This is a genomic window from Ulvibacter antarcticus (assembly GCF_003688405.1).
GTDB lineage: Bacteria > Bacteroidota > Bacteroidia > Flavobacteriales > Flavobacteriaceae > Ulvibacter > Ulvibacter antarcticus.
Map to the genome: position 1 here is coordinate 358,670 of NZ_REFC01000011.1, position 23,563 is coordinate 382,232.

Below are 23,563 nucleotides of genomic sequence, written 5' to 3' on the forward strand. Positions count from 1 at the left end.
ACTTATGAAAAAAGGTCAATACTTATGAGAAAAGGTCAGATAGTCTGTACTTAGAGAGGAATTAACTATCTAGGTTTGTTTATTTAGTTGATAATGAAGAATATGCAAAATACAAAAAAAATCGTCAAGCTTCTTTTGGACTGATTCCAAATTTATTCTTAAAGGCAATGCTAAAGTTGGAGAGGTTATTGTACCCATATTCCAAGTATATCTCAGATGGTTTACAAATTCCTTGCTCTAACGTTTTTTTGGCGTTTTGAAGTCGTTTGTTTTGTAGCCATTTACCGGGTGACTCCCTGTATTCCTTTATAAATTGCCTTTTGAAGGTAGATAAACTCATATTGCATAAAAATGCTATTTCTTCTAATTTTAAGTTAGAATGTATTTTACTTTCTACAATCTTTTTAAAAGAAGAGTTTTCTATAACGATTAGAGAGTGTAGATATAATTCAAATTTTCTTCCATATTTCTGCAGGAAATAAAGCATCAATTCTTCAAATTTTACGGAAAGGAGCGTCTCCATAAAAATCGCAGGCGCATTACTAATTGTTGATAATGAATTGAGATATGAGTTGATATACGCATCATTCTTAATAATAAAATATGGTGTTCCGTCTTTTACTACCTCATTGTTTAAACCATGCTTTTCTAAAAATTCTTTGAGTATTTTTTCGGAAAAAAAGAAAAGTTTACAATAATAACTTGTATCAACATCTAGCAGTTCAGTCCATAGCCAATTTCCTTTTTTTAGCAATAGTGATTGGTCTTTATTAACTGCAACCGACGTACCTGCGAAATGAACCTGCTTTTTCCCAACTTGTAAAAAGCTAAACATATTCATACCTAAATTAACCTTACTCTTAACAACATCACTGGTCATTTTAAAATCATATACAAATAAATCTGGACTTGCTGTTTTGTCCTTAATATAGATTTCAGGTATGTTTTCTATTGGCATTTAGAGTTCTTTCGGCTTATATATTTCGCTTATGACGCATTGTACAAGGCAGGTCTCCATCTTCCAAATATTGTTCGAAGCGACAACCCTTTCAAAGTTAGTCTTTTTTCAAATTATTTAGGAGTTGTACGAGTTTAAAAAAGGCAATCTAGACTTATTTCAAGGTTAAATCACAATTAATTTATAAGTAGATCCTCTAAGTCTCAATGTCTCCAGACAACCCTTTCAAAGTTTTTTACGTCTTTATAATAAATACCCACGCTGTTCATTTATTAAACAAGAAATCTTATGCTAGAAAATCCGAGAATCAATATTCGAATCAAACTTGCAGTTTTATGGACGTCATTGATGTTCTGTTATATTTATGGTGATTATTTTGAATTATATGCCCCCGATAAAGTCGAGAGTCTTTTAAACGGTATGAATATTTTGGATAGTCCAACGAAGTTGTTTTTCGCTTCTTTTATATTGGCGATTCCAGCTTTAATGATCTCGTTGTCCGTTTTTCTAAAACCAAAAATATGTAAATGGCTAACTATTATTTTTGGAGTTTTCTTTACGCTAGTGGTTACCGTAGTAGCAAGTACGGCATTATACGCTTGGTATACATTTTATGTATTCTACGCCGTTTTAGAAGCTTTGATTACAATAAGTATTGTCTGGCTTGCCTGGAATTGGCCTAAGGAAAAATTGTGATAACTTCAAGAAACCACTGCTTCTCGATACAGATTTTAATTCCCTGTTGGTCATTAAAATCCACTCCTTCTCGATACAGATTTTAATTCCTTGTTGGTCATTAAAATCCACTCGAAGTGACATCAAAGTATTCAGTTTCATGCTTCCAGCTTCCCGCCCCTTTTAAATAATCTCCATTATCTTCTTCGCCACTTCTTCCGAAGGAATGGTCGCAATGGCATCATCATAACCTTTTGGAAATTTATTACCATATACCGAAGTTGGCAACAACGGATACTTAGAACGATCTGCGAACAACTGATTTTCTGGAGCTTGCATAAAAGGAGCAAAACCTGCATGAGAATGCGTCACTCCCCATAAAGTTACCGTTGGTACTCCATACATGGCCGATAAATGTCCGTTGCCACTATCCATTGCCAACATGACATCGAGATTGGAAATCAACGCTAATTCTTCTTTAAGACTTAGTTTTCCAGCCACAGAAGAAACACTTTCGTAATGACTCTCAATCTTTTTTAAAACCGAAATTTCCTGGTCACCACCTCCAAATAGAAAGATTCTGTATTTGTTGGTGTTGTTTAAACTGGAGATGACTTCCTTCATCAAAAACAAAGGATACATTTTACTTTTAAAGGCAGCGAAGGGTGCGATCCCAATGAGTTTTTTTGGTTCTACTCCAATGAGTGCGTTTAATTGCGGACTTAACTTTTTGCGTTCCGGAAAATGATGTTTTGAAAGATCGATCTTTAAACTCAAGGCATCGAAAACATCTGCATAACGTTGGTGAGTGGTTTTTAAAGGCAGAAACACCTTATCCTGGGATCTCGTGAGCGCCTTTTTTTCTGCTCTTCCCTTATCGATTGTAGCTGTCGGAATTCCTTTAAGACTAAGATATTTTGTGAGGACCTTAGATCGAATCACAGAGTGTAAATCGGCTACTGCGTCTATTCCGAGATTCTTTGCTTCTTTGGCTAATTTTAAAAGCCCAATTCTTTTATGTTCGCCGTACACATCCGCCTCCAGAATTTCTAAATTCGGAATATCATCGAACAAAGGCTTGTAAAAAACTCTTGTAACGACTGTGATTTTAAGCGAAGGATAGGTCTGAGTAAGTACTCGTAATACAGGTATTGTCATCGCAACATCACCCAAAGCCGAAAGACGAATTACGAGTATGTGACCTGGATGTTTCATAGCGATCTGTTGTTACTACAGAAAATGAATCTTAAATCAATATATGAGAAAATACTATTTTTCGCCTCTTAAAACTGGGTTCAATTCGTCATCGTTGTACATTTTCATTTGCTTGTACACCTTCATATATTTTCTCCCAGCCGAAATATCTACCAACAATTGATCGATAGCAGTGCTTAAATCAACTCTTTGCTCCAAAAGAATGTTCAATTTTATTGCGCATGCTTCTCGATGTGCTTCTGTTGCATTGACGCGAGTGGTTTCTTCGTTCATATGATATACTTTTAGTGCAAGTATAGATAAGCGATCTACTCCCCATGCCGGACTTTCGGTATTAATCGTGGCGTCTTTATTTACAGACACAGCTTTATATTTGTCAAGAAAATAGCTGTCAACATATTCCACCATATCTGTACGATCCTGATTGGAAGCATCGATTTTTCTTTTTAAGGTAAGAGCTGCAACTGGATCAATTTGAGGGTCTCTAATAATATCTTCATAATGCCATTGTACTGTATCTATCCAACATTTTCTGTACAACAAATGCTCCAACAAATGCTTGTCTTTTTTGTAGGGATTAGAAAATTCCTGATCTACAGTGTTAATGACATGATATTTTACAATCACTTCTAGAAAAATTTTATTTGCTAATTCTGAAAACATGATATCTAATTTGTGCACTACTCTTGAAATGTGTTTAACTATTTTCTGAGCGCGATTTTATGAGATACAAAGGTATCATATTTTGTGTAAGATTTGATGCGGTATTTTTGTGAAGTATTTCTGAAACCTAACTAGAATCTTTCCTGTTTCTATAATCTAAACGAAAAATAAAATAGGATGTCTGGTAGCTTCGGAAGTATCCGTAACTCAATCAAATTCCGAGGTAATTGCAATCTTTCCGAAGCTAATAAACCCTATAAAAACAGCATTGATATAGGAAGTAAGGCGGCTAACCAAAGCAATAATTCTCTAAACCAAAATTCCTTACTGTTTTCGAGATAATTAGTAATAATTATAGCTAATGGGCCAATGATGAACAATAATTCGGAGCCATTTTTTAATGGGCTTGCCAAAGAAATGAAAACGCAAATAACAATCGCGATTAGTATTAAAACGGCATTCGGACGCTCTTTTTTTTGCATGGATGTCAATCTAAAAAACCGAAAGAGTCCCATCCACAATAACATTGTAATTACCAAGGTTGCAGGAAACAAGATGCTAGGGTCATTGTATGCCGAAAAATTCAGGCTAATCTCCGATTTCCATTCATAGAACCAAGCGAAGGAGTCGCTTATAAGAAAATTAATTGCAGTTGCTAAAACAAAAAGCGCGCATGCTCCTACAATAGGAATGAGTAAATCCTTGTATTTTAAGTTTCCCTTGCGAAATAAAGCAAGATATAAAAGCACGAATAATAATAGGCTCCAGAAGTAAAAGAACGACGCAAACATAACCCAAAGTGAGGCATCAAGAATTTTCTTTTCTATATTTTTTTCAGAAGTGAAAGTCAGAATGCGCCGTATTGCAAAAAGCATACAAACTGCTGCAACGACATAAGACTTTTCAGAGAAAATCTCGGGAACCGCCAATAAAAAACACGAAAAGAAGAAGATGGCGTAGGTGTTATTTTTCGTTAGACCGTTTTTGCGTATTATAAAATCCAGTAAGAGCATCATAAATACGGCAAACACTGAAAACAGTAGGTTTTCTATGATGCCGGTAATTTTAAGAGTATCATAACTTTCAGAAAAAGTCGCAAAAAAAGAGCTTACAAAAATAAAAATCCCCAGAATGAAGTAGTTAATAGGATTAGATTTACCGAAAAAGCTTGTAAGCATAAAGGTTAATTTATATTTTTGCTTTGTAAATATAAAGATATGAGTTGGAAAGCGATTTTTGAAGGGATACAATCTTTTACCGAAGATGTACTATTTATTCCATTAAATGCCCTACGTAGCGAAGAGTTAGATAACTGGTGGTTAGCAAATAGTGTTTCATGGATCTTAATGGCCATTGGATTTGTTGCCTTTCTTTATTGGATGAAGCAGTTGAAGACTTTTAACGATAACAATGAAGAGGATAAAACTTCTACTTCGCATCCTTATCTTTAAATTTCCTCTTTTTTAGAGATCAAAACCGATATCGGTTCTATAATACATCCTGTCAAAAGATAGTTTTTCTATGTTTTGGTAGGATTTTTTTATCGCTTGTCTGAAATCATTATCCATTGAAGTAACCGCGATAACACGACCTCCATTGGTCACTATTTTTCCGTCTTTTAATGTAGTTCCTGCGTGAAAAACAATTGAATCTTTTACGGTATCGATTCCGCTAATTTCCTTGCCCTTTTCGTATGCTTCCGGATATCCGCCAGAAACCAGCATTACTGTTGCAGCCGAACGGGAATCTGTTTTTAATTCAATTTCATTGAGTTTTTGATGGAAAGTCGCTTCAAACAAATCGACTAGATCGGTTTCTATTCGAGGAAGTACCACCTCTGTTTCCGGATCTCCCATACGAACGTTATACTCAATTACCATTGGCTCGTCGCCCACTTTGATAAGTCCAATAAACACAAAGCCTTTATAATCAATGGCTTCTTTCTTAAGTCCGTTGACCGTTGGTTTTACAATGCGTTCTTCAATTTTTTTCATCAACTGCGAATCTGCAAAGGGTACAGGGGAAATTGCACCCATTCCTCCGGTATTTAAGCCTTTATCACCTTCACCAATTCGTTTGTAATCTTTGGCGGTAGGAAGAATTTTATAATTTTCACCATCGGTTAACACAAAAACACTTAGCTCTATTCCGTCGAGAAATTCTTCAATTACCACTTTAGAACTCGCATTTCCGAACTTACTATGAGCCAGCATATTTTCCAGTTCCTGTTTTGCTTCGTCAAGATCTTGCAAAATGAGCACTCCTTTTCCTGCAGCCAAGCCATCTGCTTTTAGCACATAAGGTGCTGATAAGCTCTCCAGAAATTGTTTTCCTGCATCGAGAGATTCCTTTGTGAAACTGGCGTAAGCGGCAGTAGGAATGTTATGTTGCATCATAAACTCCTTGGCACGTTCTTTACTTCCTTCCAATAAGGCGCCTCGTTTTGACGGACCGATTAGCATGACATTTTTTAGGGAGTCTGTTTCTGCAAAATAATCTGCAATTCCTTCCACCAAAGGATCTTCGGGACCAACCACTACCATAGTAATCTCATTGTCGATAACACAATTTTTTATGGCTTCAAAATCGGTTACTGACAAGGCAATATTGGTTGCGATCGCTGCGGTTCCTGCATTTCCAGGGGCTACAAACAATTTGTCACAACGTTTACTTTGTGCGATTTTATAAGCAAATGTGTGTTCTCTTCCTCCGGAACCTAAGATTAAAATATTCATGCGGCTAATTTGAATTGTTTCTAATATTCCTCAAAGTGTTTCAGCTTCTTTTAAAGCTGTGAAGCTCTGAAACATGCTATTGAAAAATATCTTGCAAAAATATATCATTTTGAAGCGACCACCTTCCTTATCGTAAAGAAAATTGAAGGAGTTATTTGCGATTCCTTTTAACAAAGTGAACCCTAGCTTCGGCAAAGTTTGTAACTTTGAATTTTAATTTTCTCTTTTGAATTTATTCGAACTCACTTTGCGATTTAACGGCTTTCCAATTGCTGAGGCAAAACGGAAATTAGCGGCAATTCAAGCTATTTCAGAAGCTGAGTATGAAAATTATGTTCTTGATACCAGACAGACAATTGTAGAATATCACCTTAAGGAAAATTCTAATTATCGGGAATTCGTGGGTAAGTTAGACCGTTTTTCCTGGGAAGATATACCGGTAATGCAGAAATCGGATTTGCAAAAACCCTTGCAGGAACGACTTTCTAAAGGGTTTACTACAAAAAATAGCTACGTCAACAAAACATCAGGTTCTAGCGGGCATCCGTTTATTTTCGCAAAAGACAAATTTTGTCATGCGCTTACCTGGGCTGAGATTCTGAATCGCTTCGGATGGTACGGGATTGACTTCAACAGTTCGTTGCAAGCTCGTTTTTACGGGATTCCACTCGATACGCTGGGGTTTCAGAAAGAACGCTTAAAAGATCGTCTTAGCAGTCGTTATCGCTTTCCCATCTTTGATCTTTCCGAAGAAAAAATGGAAGGGTTTTTAAAGACTTTCCGAAGAAAAAAATTCGATTACATCAATGGTTATACCAGCTCTATCGTGTTATTTGCAAAGTTTCTAAAGCAAAAAGGCATCGTTCTAAAAGAGGTGTGTCCTAGTTTGAAGCAATGCGTAGTTACTAGTGAAATGTTGTACGAGACAGATAAAAAATTGATGGAAGCTACTTTCGGCGTTCCTGTGATTAACGAATACGGAGCCAGTGAGCTCGACCTCATCGCATTTACCAATCCGAAAGACGAGTTTGTTGTAAACAGCGAAACTCTCTTTGTAGAAATATTGGATGAGAATAACAAGACCGTGCCTCATGGCGAATCCGGTCGCATCGTGATTACTTCTTTGTACAACAAAGCGCATCCTTTAATTCGCTATGATCTGGGCGACACTGGGATTTTGTCAAAAAACAGCACTTTCAAAAAACCTATATTGCAGGAATTGGTAGGCCGTACTAACGATGTAGCTGTATTACCAGGAGGACGTACAGTTCCCGGACTGACTTTCTATTATGTCACCAAAAGTGTGATAGAAGACGATGGAAACGTAAAGGAATTTGTCATCGAGCAAACAAAATTAGATACTTTTAAAATTATCTATGTTTCTGAACAGATTTTAACTTCGGAAGAGATTGCGGATATTAAAAAAGCTCTTTTTACATATTTGGAGAATGATCTTACCCTCGAGTTTGAAAGAGTTACCGTGCTCGACCGAAAGAATCGCGGGAAACTAAAGCAGTTTATTTCGAGGATTTAGTCTACACCTACACTTATTTAAAGGAAATACACTAACGATTTGCCAGGTAGAGCCCTTCAACTGTGCATAGAATAGACTAAAGTCGTGACCTACATGATCCTCTCCAACATAAAGTTCTCGACTGCGCTCGAACAGACAGAAAAATCTTAATTTTTATAAGCCTCAATTTGCTTGGGGCGAACGAAGAAATACTCGAAAAAGAAACGGAGCAAATAGAGAGCCGATTTTGGCCATGAATAACCCAGATACTCTCTGTAGAACTTAAAATTATACTTAACAAGATCGAGTTTGTCGGAACTTATGGAGCCGCTTCGGACCCTGTAATAGGCAAGGTCTTCTTGTAATCCGAGTGCAGGTTTTCCACTCTTCTCGATCGCGTCCAACCATACTGCCCAGTCCTGTCTTTTACGAATGTTAGGCGCAATGATTTTACCTAAAACGGCAGCATTATAAATTCCCGTGAGGTTCCCAATATAATTATTGAGTCGCTGTTTTTTAAATGATAATTTAGGCAGTGCTTTAATACGTTTGCCTAGTTGAGTACCGGCCTCATCAATGTGCAAATAACTGGTAAATGAGACATTACAATCGTTGTCCAGCATAAACTGTAGTTGCTTTTGCAGCTTTTCGGGATGCCAAAGGTCATCGGAGTCTAAAAAGGCGATAAAGTCTCCCTTGGCGAGCTCCGTAGCCTTATTCCGGCATACTGCGGCACCAGCGTTTAAATCGCGTTTAAATAAATGAATCCGTTTGTCTTCCAAAGAAAAATTTTCAACAATTTCAACGGAAGTATCTGTGGAAAGATCATCGACAATTATAAGCTCCCAATTGGTATAGGATTGCTTTTGAATACTTATAATGGTTTCGGAAATAAAACGCTCGGCATTATAAAGAGGAGTGATAATAGAAACCAAAGGCTGCTTCTCCATTTTTAATAGGCTTTTTCTTCTCCGCGTAAGGCGTTATAAACAGTTTGGAAAACAATTTTAATGTCGAGAAGCAACGACCAGTTTTCCATATAAAATATATCGTATTTTACTCGATTAATGATATCATCATCACTTTCGACCTCTCCTCTATAACCACTTACCTGCGCCAATCCGGTGATTCCCGGTTTAATAAAATGTCGTACCATGAATTTATCAATTCGTTCGGCATACATATGTGTGTGACTTACCATATGAGGTCGAGGACCTACTACAGACATCTCTCCTTTAAGCACATTTATAAACTGAGGTAATTCGTCGATACTGGTTTTGCGAATTATTCTACCTACCCTTGTAACCCGTTCATCTTGCTTGGTTGCCTGATAGATATTAGCTAGCGGACTTGGTTTCATAGACCTGAACTTGTAGCAATAGAATTCCTTATAATCGAGGCCGTTCCGTTTTTGCTTGAAAAACACAGGGCCTTCAGATTCCATTTTAATTACTAAAGCCAATAAAGGTGTTAACCATGATAAAACCCCAACAATAATTGTCAGTGAAAGGATGATATCGAAACTTCTTTTTATGAACTTGTTAAAAGGTTCATCCATAGGAATCTTCCGAAGAGAAAGAATTGGTAAAACTCCATAGTAAGTAAAGTCCAGTTTCTTAGTGTAAATCTCCTTGTTATCTGGAAGGAATTTTAGAATTTTAAGGTTGTTGTCTGAAAAATCAATAAGTTTCAAAAGGTTCTCATTGTTTAATTCTGCAACCGAAGAATATATTTCGTCTATTCCATGCTCCAAAACATAGGCGAAACACTCTTCCAGCTCTACCTTGTTTTTTCCTCTCACGTCGAAAGTTCGCTCTAACTGATACCCTAATTCAGGCCGATCTAAAAAGAGTTTTCGTAATTGTTCTGTTTTTTGATTTAGACCAACAATGACCACTTTTCTTATGTTTCCCTTAAAGAAAAGTCTGTACTTTTTAAGTAGATAGTAAATCGCGAACTTGATAATACCAATACAAAGCATCACCAAACCGGCATACTCAAGAATACTTATTGGTTTTATTTTAAGTTCGTTGTAAAATCCGAAGAATGCGAATACAATCAATAAGAAAAAGACGCCTTGTTTTCCAAGGAGCGATAAAATCCTTGCAACATGTGTAAATCTATAGATCTTATAAAAATGTGACCTGACTGAAAATATGATCCAGGCGATGGAAATAAATAGTATGTAATTGAGGTAAATAAAATCCTGTTCGAAGAAATGATAAGCCATAGCGAGAATAATAGACAAGTCTATCCCGTATGAAATGGGTCTTAAAAACCCTGAATATCTTCCGCTTCTAAATATCATTCAACTACTTCTGTTTTTTCTATTTCTTCTTTTTAATTTCAGCCTGCAAAAATACAATTTGTTAGGCTTCTTCCGACTCTTTTATCGTTTTGTTTAAATTCCTACTATTTTCGGTAATCAACAAGATGAGAATCAGTCCTGCATAATACGCCCCTAACTGTCTATGAAAGATGTTTTCCATAAAACAATAAGCAATCAACACAACTACCAGTGCCGTGGCAAAGAACACTTTCCTATTACTAACAATCAGATACACTAAAAACCCGACAAACAGTATTAATCCTATAAGTCCGGTGCTTAGGTAAAAATCAAAATACTGGTTGTGGGTGTTATATCGATCTGACACAAAACGGTTCTTTTTTTGTGGATCTACAATTTTCTCTTCATAACAATCGGCCAAACGATCCTTGGTTTCTTTAAAGCCAATTCCGAAAAGATTAAGGCCTGTTTCTTCTGAAATCACTCCCGCACAATGCCAGACAATGGTTCTTATATCCCAGGTTAGTGTTTTCTTAAAAAAATTAGTTTCAGTATTTTGAGAAGATTTTAGAAAGTCCTGCTGGACAATCTCTTTGTTGAATTGTAGATAACCGAAAACCATTACGGTTAGTGCAATAACAGTAACAAGTATCCTTACTTTTTTCGTTTTCCCATAAAACTGCCTTGTAATCAAGACCGCCAATAAGATCAATAATGCAACTTTCGAAACTATCAATATTAAGAAAAGCAAGTTGATAATGATATAAACAACATAATATCGGTTCTCCGGATGGAATTTTGGACGAAGAAAATCAAAACAGATCAAAATACTAAGTACCGATAGAAATCCTAGATAGATTCGATCGATAAGTAAAGATTCAATCAATAATGGATAGCTTTTAAATAGTAATTCTTCGCTGGTATTGTATACAATTATAACATTAATCACCGAAAACAAGATGGTCGCTAATGACGAAAAAATAACGATCTTTTTGAGCTTGTCCACATTCCGAACAGGGAAGTAAAGAAGCAGCAATCCAAAGGCTATTAGTACTTTTTTAATAATATTAATATCTGTTTCCAATCTGCCTTGGATTAAAGCATTTCCGAGGAGAAACAAGATAAATCCCAATAAAATGAGAACTGGAATTGTTTTTACTTTCTGAATATCCTTTTTGGTAATTACAAAGGGGAAAGCAGCCACAAGGACTATTAGAAGTATATTTGGTAAGGCGCGTACATAATTATCGAAGGGTAAAATTAAGTACAACAGCAGAAACGCGTATGGATAAATGGCTCTAAGCAGTATTTTCATAAGGTCGTTTTTGCAATTTACTTCTAATCTGACACGCTTATACTATTTTATATGTTTTGAAAAATCCTTGTGCTCGCTTTTAAATAATTCTTCTTGCGACAAATTTTTGAAATAGTCGTATGTTAATTTCATTCCTTCTTCTCTGGAAACCTTTGGCTCCCAATTTAAGATTTTTTTCGCTTTTGAAATATCCGGCTGTCTTTGTAAAGGATCATCCTTAGGCAAAGGTTCATATATTATTTTTTGGGAAGATCCTGTTAGTTTAATGACCTCTTTCGCGAAATCTAAAATTGTGATTTCGTGCGGATTTCCAATGTTTACCGGTAAAGAATAGTCACTTAAAAGTAAGCTATATAATCCTCTTACCTGATCATCGACATAACAAAACGAACGTGTTTGTAAACCATCGCCAAATACGGTGAGATCCTCTCCACGAAGGGCTTGTCCTATAAATGCAGGTATTACCCTTCCATCATTGAGGCGCATTCTAGGGCCATAGGTATTAAAAATTCTAGCGATTCTAGTCTCTACACCGTGAAACCTGTGATAGGCCATGGTAATCGATTCCTGAAATCGTTTTGCCTCATCATAAACACCTCTTGGACCAATGGTATTTACGTTTCCGTAATACTCTTCTGTTTGTGGATGCACCAATGGATCTCCGTATACTTCCGAAGTAGAAGCAATTAAAATCCGTGAATTTTTCTCCCTAGCCAAACCAAGCAAGTTGTGAGTTCCTAACGATCCAACTTTTAGGGTTTGGATTGGGATTTTTAAATAATCTATCGGACTTGCAGGTGAGGCAAAATGTAGGATATAATCTACTTTTCCCGGGATGTGTACAAATTTAGTAACGTCGTGATGATAAAACTCAAAGAACTCATTTTTAAAAAGATGTTCAATGTTTTTTAAGTCGCCCGTTATTAAGTTATCCATTCCGATAACTTCGTATCCTTCAGAAATAAACTTATCACATAGATGAGAACCTAAAAACCCGGATGCTCCTGTTATTAAAACTCTTTTTTTCATTAGTTTATTTGTTTTCTTCCGACGGAAAAATAGGTGAAGCCTTCGCTTTCCATATCGTCTAAATTATATAAGTTTCTACCGTCAAATATAGCAGGTCGAATCATCTGTTCTCTTAATTTCTGAAAGTTTGGTGTTCTAAAAATACTCCATTCTGTACAAATAAGAAGCGAATCAGCGCCTTCTGTCGCTTCATACATTGAATTAGCGTAGTTTAGAGAATCTCCAAACATTTTTTTGATGTTCGGCATCGCTTCCGGGTCAAAAACGCTTAAATGAGCTCCTTTATCGAGCAAAGCTTTCATCATATAAAGCGATGGTGCTTCTCGTATATCATCGGTTTCAGGCTTAAAAGCCAGTCCCCATATTGCTATTTTTTTTCCTGAAACATCGTTGTCAAGATACGCTTCAATTTTTGGAAGTAAGGTCGTTTTTTGAGTGTCGTTTACTTCAATAACAGCGTCTAAAATTTTAAAATCATAATCTGAATCAGATCCTGCTTTCTGAAGTGCTTTTACATCTTTCGGAAAACAAGAGCCTCCATATCCTATTCCTGGAAACAAGAAACGTTTTCCGATTCGTGAATCAGTTCCCATTCCAACTCTCACTTTATCAACATCGGCGCCTACTTTTTCGCAATAATTTGCGATTTCGTTCATAAAAGTGATCTTGGTGGCTAGGAAAGCATTTGCAGCATATTTGGTTAATTCGGCCGATTTCTCATCCATTATAATAATTGGATTTCCGGAACGAACAAACGGGCTGTACAGTTTCTGCATTATTTTTGTTGCCTTTTCACTACTTGATCCAACAACGATACGCTCTGGTTTTAGGAAATCGTCCACAGCAAAACCTTCTCTTAAAAATTCAGGATTTGAAACCACGTCAAAATCACAAACTGCGTTCGCGGCAATTACTTTTTGTACCTTCTCGGCGGTACCAACCGGTACGGTGCTCTTATCGACAATAACTTTATACGTTTTTATTTTTTTTCCTATCTCTTCGGAAACATTTAAAACATAAGAAAGATCTGCAGAACCATCTTCGTCTTCCGGAGTTGGAAGTGCTAAAAATATAATTTCTCCATGCTCAAGACCTTCGTCTAAAGAAGTTGTAAATTTTAATCGATCGGCATTAATATTTCTTTCAAAGAGTACGTCAAGGTGTGGTTCGTATATGGGAACAACACCATTTTGCATTTTCAATACTTTTTCGGCATCAATATCTACACAAACTACTTCATTGCCTGTTTCAGCAAGACATGTTCCAGTTACTAATCCGACATATCCAGTTCCAACAACGGTTATTTTCATTTTTTTCTTTCTTTAATATAAATGGCCTCCAGGGAGGAAATTGTATTTTCTATGTTGAAATTCTTATCAAAAATTTCTAGTGAAGCATTTTCAAACTCAGTACGTTTTTGATCATCCTTTAAGAGTGAATCGACTTTATTTGCAAACTCCTTTACGTTTTCATCAAAAATAACATATCCATTGGTATTATGTGTAATTAAATCCCGGTTTCCATCGGCATCTGTAACGACACACGCCTTTCCTAAGGCAAGTGCCTCAATAACCGAATATGGTAGCCCTTCATAACGAGCGGTTGATATATATAATTTTGAGTTTTTGATAATGTTAAAAATATCTTCACGCTGCGTCCATTCCAGCAATGTAATATTAGATTCTAAATTATAGTTGGCTATAAGTGATTTCACTTGCCCCAAATTTGGTGCGTGATAACCTACCCCCATTAAAACCAAATGTATATTAGGTTTTGTTTGTTTGATTTGATGCAAGATTTCGATCATCAATTCAATATTTTTTTGAAATGATGGGCGTCCTACCGAGCAGATATAATCATCAGGCCAGGTTTTTTCAATACTTAAATTTGAAATATTATCAATTGCATTAATAGAGTTATTGAAAAGTAATACCCGATCAGTATTATATCCTACCTCTTCTAATGCTCTATTTTTTTCTGAATTGGAAGAAGCAAGGATCTTATTATTCCATTTTGAAAGAAATTTTTCCAAAGTAAGAAAGACATTCTTTTTAAATTTGGAATTGGCGCTTAAAAACGAATAGGCCTGTGGCGTATGTAGCACCGGAATATTGTTCATTTTACCTACAATTTTACCAATAACACCTCCCTTGGCGCTGTGTACATGAATTAATTCCGGCTTTTCGTTTTTAATAATTTTATTTGCTTCTTTAATTGCTTTGTAATCTTTGGAAGGGTTTATGTTCCTAATAATCGAAATTGGATAATTTTTTATGGGAATATTTTTATCGTTTAGAAAAGGTTCATTCTTATCAGAATCACCATGAATCACGATAGACTCAAATTTATCTGAATCGATATTCGCTAGAATTAATCTTAATGATACATCTACACCGCCAACTGCATGAAGAATATGGACAATTTTAATTTTCAAAGTATAGATGTTAAGAATATTAAATGAAGGCGCAAAAGTAAAAAAAACAAAGCTGAAAAATGTAAAATTTCAACTGTAAACTGTTATTCCTGAAAAACATCATTTCAACACCGCAACAGAAGGTTGAAATAATATTTATTTATTGGTTGATTTTGACAAAACTGGATTCCATATTAAAAGCGAGGTGATAACACAAAAGTAAAAAAGTCCTTGTTGCAATTCTAGATAGCTTTCTGTAATCATTGAAATAAACATAACTACGACAATTAAAATTCGGGGTAAGTTTTTGTTTTTTATTGTTGTCCTAAACAAAAGAATGAAAACGATTAATAGCCAAGTGATTCCAAAAACACCATATTGGATTATAACTGATAGAAATTGATTGTGTGAATTATATGTTGGTGGAATATCATAACCCTTTCGTTTATTTATAATAGCCAGAGGCTTTTTCTCAACTCCAGCACCTCGACCCAAAATCGGTCTTTCCTTAATTAAATCAATACTGGAGGTCCATATTTTTTCCCTCAATCCTATTTTATGATATTTTGCGCCAATTTCTGAAACTTGATCTCCGGTATTAAATCCTATTTTTTGAAGGGTATCATAAAATTTATCGTTCGCATACCTACTCTGATTAATCAAAACTATTGAAAAAAGCACGATGCCAATTAAAGTAACTACACTTCTTAAATTGAATAAGGTTTTAATATTTGATATAAAATATACCGCTATTATTAATACATATACAAACAGTCCTAAGCGAACCGCGAACAATACTATTACCGAGAGAAAGAGTATCCCGATAAAAAGTTTAAAGTTTTTAGAATAGTTTCCGAAGAGTAAAAAAACCAGCCCTGTATTTAAATACATAGCATCCTCTGGCATATATTTATGGTACATAGAATCCTGTAAGAAATTGTACCAGTTTCTATTATCGAAGTTGACAATGTAATTATACCCTAGCTTAAGCAATGAAAAGGCACAAAATGCGATAAGGGCATATAAGAAAACCTTTTTTGCTTTTTCAATCAATTCATTTGAAGGATTTACCAATAAAAAGAGCAATGGAACTAAAATAAAGGCAATGAGCCTTGACAATTTTTTAAAACTTTCAGGAAAGTCCTGGGAGTAAGAGAGGCTTACTGTAGCAAGAAGAAAATAAAAAAACAGTAGATAGAACTTTCTATTACCCGCTAATCGTTTCAGAAATCCCTTTTGAGATTTAAAGAAAAGAGCAAGAACTAATGCAATGCCTAGCACTATTGGAGATAATACATCTACAAAAGGCAAGACGGCAAAGAAAGTCAGAAAACTATAATCTGCAATTTTAGTTTTGGAGTTCTGGAAGGTGTGAGTCATTTTTTCTTTTTCTGAAATACACGTAAAATCCATAAACTACAAAAAAGAATATGGTAAAGTAAAGCTTATAAAAGTAACCCATAACAAAGGCATAAAGTACCCAGTTAAATAACTGATATGCTATAACTGATAAAAACCATGCGCCTTGAGTCATGAATTCTTTTAACATCCATCCCATTAATGCTAAGAAACAAATTGTTAAAAATGTATGAAACACTAAAGCCATTGAAAGGGGAAAGATTTGAAAAAGAATTCCTGGATAAGCATTTGTGAAATTATATCCTCCTTCGGCATTAGCATTCAAAACCATTTTTTTATCTTTTGCATATTCTTTCATCATAACTGGCATCCCATAAAGCAAGTCGGTTGGATTAAAAGATTTAGGGTTATCGTTTATAACATATCGCTCTGTCGCACCCCACAAAAGATGTCCTTGTAAGCCAAAAATTCTATAAACCATTGCTTCATTGGGATCATAAATTTGAATATTCGCGAAAGGTCGAGTCTCTTCGTATTTTGTATATGTTATTTGATACATGACCCCTACTAAAATAACGAAAATTAGAAACAAGGGTAGTAATGCTCTTTTTATATAAACTGTAAGATTTTTTCGATAATAAAAAACAAGTGGCAATAGGAAAGAATAAGTTCCAGCTAGAATTGGAGAGAATTTTTGTCCGATTAAAAAATTATACCCATAAAATAGGAATAACATAAAGATTGAAAATTTCTTATATTTTGGAAAGAGCACTCCCAAAGCAAATGGTATAAAAATTCCAGTATTTCCGAATATTTTATTCAAAAACGGAAGCCTAGAACTAGACCAATATGTAAAGCGGTCTACCGAAGAACTGAACATAGGCAATGGCGACAATGCAGCATTTAAAAGTAACAACGCCATGGAGATTATTACTATGACTACAAGTAAAGTGAGGTCAATATTTCTTCCTTTAGATACTAAATTGAATGTTGGCAGTTTCTTTTTATTAAAACTTTTAAAAGCCATTGCAATGATTATCAAAGTAAAAATGAAATACAGGACTGATAAGATTGTTGCGCCCGTAAAAAAACTATACCTACCTTGTTCGTTGATGTATATCCCTTGTTCCAAATAAATAAGGGATGGTATGGTACTAAAGGCTTGGTAAAAAATTAAACCGTACAAAAATGATAATGTAAAGCTATTCTTAGCATAAAAATAGGCAAAGACCCCGAAAAGCACTGCAAATAATATGTTTATTAAGAATTCCATTGACAGTTTTTTTCTAATTTAAAAATTTAAAGTTAAGCTTTTTAAACAAGGGAGAGAGTTCATCTTTCCTAAGCGGATATATATAAAACTCGAACAAATCTCGCTCTTCTTTTCGCAATTTTGAAAAGATATTAATCAGGGTACTTGAGTTAAAACTTGAAATATACGCACACTGAATTTCTTCAAAATACACTTCCTCTGATGTTTTTGTAGTATTTAAAAAAACAACTTCTTTTTCAGGAAAGAAATCCGATATATACTCTTTACTCAATCTAATCCCATTCCTATGAGGTTTATAATATATTTTAGAAACCGTGTCATAAAAATCTTGTTTACGCAATTCGGAGAAGTAATTTGCCAATTCTTTCAAAAAGTACTCATTTCCTACTATAGCCCCAAAAGCTTCCTGACCAATAATATATAATTCCGGTACTGGATTCTCAATAGTTTCTTTAATTATAGGGAGCTGCTTTGCGTTTTTGGAGACATAAGCCTCTTCCGGAAAAGTTAAATACTGCTCTACTACTTTCGAATATGCTGCACCAGAAGAATGACCCTCATATTCCTGAAACCGCAAACCATGCAATTTAGCAATCAGTTTTTTTAGTTTGAATTTTAACCCATCAATATTTGACATTGTGTGATTATAATAATTCAAGGTCCCATCTTCAACAACTACTATTTCAGCCTCCTTATTAAAATTAAAGAACAAATAATTGCTTAAAACATCTTCAATATAAGCCAGATAGATTCGACAAGGTTGATTCCTATAAGAATTCAGTTTTTTAACAATAACTGAATATTCCTTTACCTTAGAATACATTGTTTGCAATTGCTTATACTTAGAAACCGCATTGTTGTTAAATGAGACTTTTGAAACTATTGTATGGCTCCAAAGTTTTGCGTTATAGGTGATTCCTGCTCCGCAGATTAATACATATTCCCCCCCTTCGACGACTTTATTTATAAGCAGTGTTTCAAAGTTGTTTAGGTGATTTTGTCCTAATGCAAAAAATATGTGTTTCATACACTAAATGCTTTATTTTTAGCTGCATTTCTTCGCAGTAAATACATTAATACGGCAGTTATTAAAAATGCTCCAGCTGCACCATAAAGACCATAAAATTTGCATAGCCCGTAGGTAATAACAACATTTATAATTCCTGATATAACTACAATTTCAAGTAGTTTCTTTTCTTTGTGTTTTATATAAAGATAGGAATGATAAACTAATGAAATGTTCATTAAACACATTCCAACTGTAAACAATACAATCAACGGCCAATATGAAATAAACTCTGGTTTACCCTGCCAAATTAGGATCGGATACATAAAAATAAGTACTGCAAAAGATGCCACTAAAGAATGAACGATTAATAGTTTTTTAAAATTTTTCAATTTAGAATTGAAGTTGTCGCCTGTACTACTTTCTATTAAATCCGGCAGTTCGTATGAAACAACAATGGTGCTCACATAAATTCCAATTACCATAGCAAAATTTGAGTAAAAAGAAAAGATTCCCGCCGCGGCTTCTCCTAAAACTCCTTCGACTATATACCGATTCGAATATTCAATGATTTTTAAAAATATGGTTGCTACATAAAAGATCATACTAATTCGAATTCCCTTTAAAAGCCAATCCTTTTTAAAACGAATTGAACTTAACGCACTTGATATGATTTTCCAAAATAAAACGAAAGTTAAAAGAAGCGTCATAATATTGAACCACATCCAAATTAATAGAACGTCTCTAATTGTAACTTCAATTCCAACAGCATAAATTTGATATAACACAAACAATGTCCATCCAGCTACTCTCACGAATAATAATATATTCGCAACTAGTACCTTCTTAAAAGCCAAAAGAAGTCTATAAATTTCTTGGTTTAAGTGTTCGGTAATACAAATAATGATGAGTAAAAATGTAAAATCGGCAAAATAATCGATACTTGTAAATAGAAAATACCCAATAATTGTAAAGAGTAAATAACTAGTAACATATAGCGATAATGAAGTAAAAATCTTCGAGGAGGTATTTTCTTTATTTATTAAAATATCTCGAATCGTATAGTTATAAAAATCGAAACCCAATATGAAAATTGCAATGGTAATTGTTGTGGCCTGCAGAGAATAAACACCGTAGGTCTCTGTATCGAAGTATTTAGAAAGAATTGTGAAAATAATAAATTTAGATGCCATTGCCGATATCCTCAGAAAGAAAGATGATAATTTATTAAAGGGCAGGCTTCTAAGTTTAATTGGCATTTCTGAAACTTTCGATATTATTTTCTCGATTAAAGGAGTTGTAGCTGTTAGTTTTTAAAACTTTTTTTAGATAACCTTTCTCCTTTTTTTACATCACTACTAAATTTTTTCCCAAGTACTTCTTTATAATATTTTGGGTGCATTCCAAAACCAGGTCGGATTATTCTAATATTTTCTTCGGAAACTAATTCCCCGGCTTTACTGTCTTTAACCACATAAATAGATCTACTGAACTCTCGTCCCTTTTCTTGCTTTTTGGTTAAAGAATAATCTATTTTTCCAATGGCCATTTCAGCTTCACGCACTGCTTTTACCATTCCGGTGAATTCTTCCAGATTCATTGAAAATGAAGCGTCAGGGCCTCCAATTGCTCGATCTATAATGAAATGTTTTTCGATGATTTTTGCTCCAAAGCAGGTTGCAACCACCGGTGCTGTACTGCCCATAGTATGGTCAGACAATCCTGAAATTACACCATACCTTTCTGCCAGATCTTTCACCATAACCATATTTGCTTCTTCTATTGGAGCAGGATATGATGATGTACATTTTAACAATGCAATATTTTTATTTCCCATTCTATGACAAGCGTCCAAAGCCAACTCAATATCTTCAGTTGTCGCTATTCCGGTTGAAATAATAACAGGTTTCCCTTTTGAAGCTACATACTCTATTAAAGGAATATCGGTAATTTCAAAAGAAGCTATTTTATAAGCAGGCACATTAAGCTCTTCCAAAAAATCTACCGCTGATTTATCAAAAGGAGATGAAAAACAAATGAGTCCTTCGTCTTCTGCAACCTTAAAAAGTTCTTTGTGCCATTCCCATGGCGTATAAGCTTCTTTATATAGGTCGTGAAGATATTTTCCATCCCATACGGTTCCTTGTTTAAGCAGAAAATCATCAGATTTTGCATCTATGGTCATGGTATCTGCAGTGTAAGTCTGCAGTTTTATAGCATCAGCACCGGTTTTTTTAGCGGCTTTAATGGTTTCAATCGCTGTTTCTATGCTTCCATTATGGTTCGCGGATAACTCCGCAATTATGAAAACTTTGTTTCCAGTAAGGTCAAAATCTTTAATTTTCATTGTTCTAATTTATAATTCGCACTATGGAAAAAGCTTCAGCATAATTTTTCCCAACTACAATTCCCCATCTTTGAGCCTGTATTTTTAAAGCCTCAGGAGATCTGGGATGCGGATATCCTCTTTTTTCAAACTCGTAGGACTCCATTCCTTTTATTTTTGCGTCAATATCCTCTTCTAATACTTCCACAAAAAAGTTTGGTATAAAGTGTTTTGGATCTGTGGCTGCGCGCCATTCAGTTCCAGAAGGCGTTTCAAAAGAAATTATAGTCGTCACATTTTCATGTTCCAATGGACGCGTTGCTGTAACAACTGCTTCAAAAGTACGTTGGTGGTCTATGTTAACATCGCCTCCGTGATGTGTAAATATTACTGAAGGCTTGAAACTTTCCTTTTCTTTTTCTATGATTTTTACAATATCCAACAAAGCCACCGTATCGAATCGATTATCCGGAAAATCATAAACACCAACAGATTCATATCCAATAGCTTTTCTTGCAGACTCAATGTTTTCTTTATGGATTCTCAAGCTTTCTGCCCACTTCTCAGTATCTCTATTATCAGATCGTGATGTTATTCCTTCACCTAAAATAACAACCCTTATTTTGCATGAATAGGATTTGATCAATTTGTGCATAGTGGCTCCTAAACCCAATAACTCATCATCGGGATGTGCAACTACAACAAGTATTTTTTTACTTCTTAATGATTCTAACATTGGCTATTATTTCGTTGTTTGATGACTCTGTCGCATTGAAAAATTCGAATTTAAAAGATTCATTTTCAAGGTATGCATTTGGATAGCCCTCGCAGTCCAACATTCTAATATAATCATAAACCTCTTTGGTTTCAGAAATGCTTTCAATATTACTCTCTTCAGGTTTTCGTCTTTGAAACAATACTATCTCACCCTCTTGTTTTTTTGGTGATGGATTTTCTGAAACTATTTCTTCAATCATTTGTTCTATAATACTTGAACTACGTATAAAGATCTCTTCTGCAGTTCCGGATAGACTTAACGGCTTCTTTAAATATATATCTCCAGTATCCAATCCTTTTTCAACACGTAACGCTGATATTTTAGTTTCAGTTTTCCCTCTAACAATAAGATTTTGAAGCGGACTTCCACCTCTTCCATAAGGCAAATCTGTCATATGAAAAACGATACATTCGTAATTTTCATATATAGAAGCAGGAATGATATAGGACCAATGGGGTATAAAAATTTTCTCAGGTTTTAAATTTTCAAGATTAACAAGATTAAATTCTTCCTTTTGGTCTATTAAAACCCATTTAAACTCACCAAATTTTAATTTTAGTGCTGCGTATACCTGCTTATGCCATTTCTTTTCAGAAAGTACTATGAACGTCTTTTCCATTTTTTTTGATATACGTTTATATTTCCTTCATTCGTATTGGTAAAGCCGAGGTTCTCGAAAACTTTGCATGAACCTATGTTATCAACTTTTACAATTGCTTTTACGTCTTCCTTCAAATGTTCTATTCCGAGTTCAATAATTCTTCCTCCTAAACCTAAACCTCTGTATTTTGCGTCTATGGAATAATCGATTGTCCAATTGTCATCTGTCTTATCAAACCTAATTTGACCTAAAGGAAGTTCGTCCTTCTCCAATATAAGAATCTTAGTGTTTGCATCTTTAATTTTGTTTGAATACCATTTTTTATGGTTCTCCAGTTCTATTTTTTCTGAATTAAAAGCGTTTTTTCGCACATCCGGATCATTCGCCCAATCAAACAACAAGAGCATGTCTTTTTCATTTGCTGGTCGTAAACTGACTGAATATTTAAAAAATACAGCTTTAAATCGTTTTCCCGACAAGCCGTCAATCGTGACTTCCTTTTGTTGAGTTTTCGTTTGAAAAAACTTGTTAATAGCCTTTTTAAGGTCATTTTCACTAAAATGCTTAGTGTCTATTATTAAATCGGCTTTTTTGGCGCCATCATATAGAATACTTTGATTATCCACATAAGTACCAGCAATCACTGTTAATTTTAACGCTAGTGCTTCTAGTAAAATTCCGCTACAAGGTAAGATTGCCAATTGAGTCATTTTCATTAAGGAAATCATCTCATCTGCGTCGAGAGCTTCATGTATTTTTACATTTCTATGTGCCTTACTTAATAATTCTAAACTCGTTTTGTGACTATAAGAGGAGCCAACTACTACATTTATCTCATTGAAACGAGAATCATTTAATACGATAGATACAGTTTTTTCGGTTAGATTATTAACATCACTTCCCCCAAAACAAATAAATACCGAATTTTCCTTTTTTGGAAGTTTTGCTTTTTTTGCAGCTTCAATAAAAGGAGTTCTTAATAATACATAATCTAAACCAAGAGCAAATTTAGTATAAGGTTGAGCCTGATACATTGCTTTGGTAATATTTGGTGCGTGGTTTATAATTAAATCTGCATAGAATTCTTTATCAAAAACATCATCAATACATACTAGCTTATTTCCTTGCGATTTGATTCTCTTTTGAAATTCAGTGTTTAAACCATAATGATCTAAAACTACAGTTTCGTCACCTGTGAGTATTTTTATAAAATCGTCATTATTATCAATACACTTAACTTTAAATCCTTTAGATGTAAAGTCATTTGATATTTGTTCTGGAATATGAATGCAATAGAAGCTTATTTCAAAATCTGACAAAAGCATTTCGGCCAAAGCTGAACATCTTATAAGATGCCCTAGTCCTATATCTGTATTCCCGTCAGCTCGTATAAATAATTTCCGCTTCATTTTTCAGA

General features: G+C 34.7%; 22 protein-coding genes. 3 read left to right on the plus strand and 19 right to left on the minus strand.

Translation table 11 applies throughout. The features are described 5' to 3' along the window. Positions 1–124: 124 nt before the first annotated feature. Entirely contained in the window at positions 125–958 is an 834-nt protein-coding gene (locus BXY75_RS01815) for a helix-turn-helix domain-containing protein (RefSeq protein ID WP_121905987.1), read from the minus strand. 288 nt (positions 959–1,246) lie between these two features. Between BXY75_RS01815 and BXY75_RS01820 the strand changes: the two genes are divergently transcribed. After that, a complete protein-coding gene (locus BXY75_RS01820) occupies positions 1,247–1,654 on the plus strand; it encodes a DUF6326 family protein (protein ID WP_121905988.1) in 408 nt (135 codons plus the stop codon). A gap of 162 nt (positions 1,655–1,816) precedes the next feature. Here BXY75_RS01820 and BXY75_RS01825 read toward each other — a convergent pair whose 3' ends face one another. The 3 genes from BXY75_RS01825 to BXY75_RS01835 form a co-directional block, all read right to left on the minus strand. Continuing rightward, entirely contained in the window at positions 1,817–2,848 is a 1,032-nt protein-coding gene (locus BXY75_RS01825) for a glycosyltransferase family 9 protein (RefSeq protein ID WP_121905989.1), read from the minus strand. Between the two features lie 54 nt (positions 2,849–2,902). Then, positions 2,903–3,511: a DUF4254 domain-containing protein gene (locus BXY75_RS01830; RefSeq protein WP_121905990.1), complete on the minus strand. Its 609-nt coding sequence runs from the start codon at positions 3,509–3,511 to the stop codon at positions 2,903–2,905. A gap of 254 nt (positions 3,512–3,765) precedes the next feature. Further along, positions 3,766–4,689: a DUF6427 family protein gene (locus tag BXY75_RS01835; protein WP_121905991.1), complete on the minus strand. Its 924-nt coding sequence runs from the start codon at positions 4,687–4,689 to the stop codon at positions 3,766–3,768. Positions 4,690–4,728: 39 nt separating this feature from the next. Between BXY75_RS01835 and BXY75_RS01840 the strand changes: the two genes are divergently transcribed. Then, positions 4,729–4,962: a DUF6341 family protein gene (locus BXY75_RS01840; protein ID WP_121905992.1), complete on the plus strand. Its 234-nt coding sequence runs from the start codon at positions 4,729–4,731 to the stop codon at positions 4,960–4,962. Between the two features lie 12 nt (positions 4,963–4,974). On the opposite strand, the gene purD is transcribed toward BXY75_RS01840, so the two are convergent. Next, on the minus strand, positions 4,975–6,246 hold the full coding sequence (gene purD / locus BXY75_RS01845) for a phosphoribosylamine--glycine ligase (RefSeq protein ID WP_121905993.1): 1,272 nt from the start codon (positions 6,244–6,246) through the stop codon (positions 4,975–4,977). Positions 6,247–6,472: 226 nt separating this feature from the next. Here purD and BXY75_RS01850 point away from each other — a divergent pair, with 226 nt between their 5' ends. After that, positions 6,473–7,780: an acyl-CoA synthetase family protein gene (locus BXY75_RS01850; protein WP_121905994.1), complete on the plus strand. Its 1,308-nt coding sequence runs from the start codon at positions 6,473–6,475 to the stop codon at positions 7,778–7,780. A 146-nt stretch (positions 7,781–7,926) separates the two neighbouring features. Here the strand turns inward: BXY75_RS01850 and BXY75_RS01855 are convergent, their stop codons facing one another. The 14 genes from BXY75_RS01855 to pseG all read right to left on the minus strand — a co-directional run bounded on the left by BXY75_RS01855 (position 7,927) and on the right by pseG (position 23,555). Then, positions 7,927–8,709, minus strand: coding sequence for a glycosyltransferase family 2 protein (locus BXY75_RS01855; protein ID WP_121905995.1), 783 nt, complete (start codon positions 8,707–8,709; stop codon positions 7,927–7,929). Positions 8,710–8,711: 2 nt separating this feature from the next. After that, a complete protein-coding gene (locus tag BXY75_RS01860) occupies positions 8,712–10,067 on the minus strand; it encodes an exopolysaccharide biosynthesis polyprenyl glycosylphosphotransferase (RefSeq protein ID WP_121905996.1) in 1,356 nt (451 codons plus the stop codon). Positions 10,068–10,128: 61 nt separating this feature from the next. Continuing rightward, positions 10,129–11,361: an O-antigen ligase family protein gene (locus BXY75_RS01865; protein WP_121905997.1), complete on the minus strand. Its 1,233-nt coding sequence runs from the start codon at positions 11,359–11,361 to the stop codon at positions 10,129–10,131. 42 nt (positions 11,362–11,403) lie between these two features. Then, positions 11,404–12,390 (minus strand): UDP-glucuronic acid decarboxylase family protein, encoded by a 987-nt coding sequence (locus BXY75_RS01870; RefSeq protein WP_121905998.1) that lies wholly within the window; start codon positions 12,388–12,390, stop codon positions 11,404–11,406. After that, a complete protein-coding gene (locus tag BXY75_RS01875; protein ID WP_121905999.1) occupies positions 12,390–13,700 on the minus strand; it encodes a UDP-glucose dehydrogenase family protein in 1,311 nt (436 codons plus the stop codon). The genes BXY75_RS01870 and BXY75_RS01875 overlap by 1 nt, the downstream gene beginning before the upstream one ends. Then, the gene (locus tag BXY75_RS01880) at positions 13,697–14,824 is read right to left on the minus strand and encodes a glycosyltransferase (RefSeq protein ID WP_245962903.1); all 1,128 of its coding nucleotides are present in this window, start codon (positions 14,822–14,824) and stop codon (positions 13,697–13,699) included. The genes BXY75_RS01875 and BXY75_RS01880 overlap by 4 nt, the downstream gene beginning before the upstream one ends. A 135-nt stretch (positions 14,825–14,959) precedes the next feature. Further along, positions 14,960–16,183, minus strand: coding sequence for an O-antigen ligase family protein (locus tag BXY75_RS01885; protein ID WP_170152830.1), 1,224 nt, complete (start codon positions 16,181–16,183; stop codon positions 14,960–14,962). After that, entirely contained in the window at positions 16,152–17,435 is a 1,284-nt protein-coding gene (locus BXY75_RS01890) for a DUF6418 domain-containing protein (RefSeq protein ID WP_121906002.1), read from the minus strand. Before BXY75_RS01890 ends, BXY75_RS01885 begins: the two co-directional genes overlap by 32 nt. 13 nt (positions 17,436–17,448) lie before the next feature. After that, positions 17,449–18,258, minus strand: coding sequence for a polysialyltransferase family glycosyltransferase (locus BXY75_RS01895; RefSeq protein WP_147437214.1), 810 nt, complete (start codon positions 18,256–18,258; stop codon positions 17,449–17,451). Positions 18,259–18,458: 200 nt separating this feature from the next. Next, positions 18,459–19,634, minus strand: coding sequence for a lipopolysaccharide biosynthesis protein (locus BXY75_RS01900; protein ID WP_170152831.1), 1,176 nt, complete (start codon positions 19,632–19,634; stop codon positions 18,459–18,461). A gap of 113 nt (positions 19,635–19,747) precedes the next feature. Then, positions 19,748–20,788 (minus strand): pseudaminic acid synthase, encoded by a 1,041-nt coding sequence (pseI, locus tag BXY75_RS01905; protein WP_121906005.1) that lies wholly within the window; start codon positions 20,786–20,788, stop codon positions 19,748–19,750. Between the two features lie 4 nt (positions 20,789–20,792). Beyond that, on the minus strand, positions 20,793–21,503 hold the full coding sequence (locus BXY75_RS01910) for a PIG-L deacetylase family protein (protein ID WP_121906006.1): 711 nt from the start codon (positions 21,501–21,503) through the stop codon (positions 20,793–20,795). Beyond that, positions 21,481–22,164, minus strand: coding sequence for a formyltransferase family protein (locus BXY75_RS01915; RefSeq protein ID WP_121906007.1), 684 nt, complete (start codon positions 22,162–22,164; stop codon positions 21,481–21,483). Before BXY75_RS01915 ends, BXY75_RS01910 begins: the two co-directional genes overlap by 23 nt. Next, positions 22,146–23,555: a UDP-2,4-diacetamido-2,4,6-trideoxy-beta-L-altropyranose hydrolase gene (gene pseG, locus BXY75_RS17200; RefSeq protein ID WP_211331804.1), complete on the minus strand. Its 1,410-nt coding sequence runs from the start codon at positions 23,553–23,555 to the stop codon at positions 22,146–22,148. Before pseG ends, BXY75_RS01915 begins: the two co-directional genes overlap by 19 nt. Positions 23,556–23,563 lie beyond the last annotated feature (8 nt).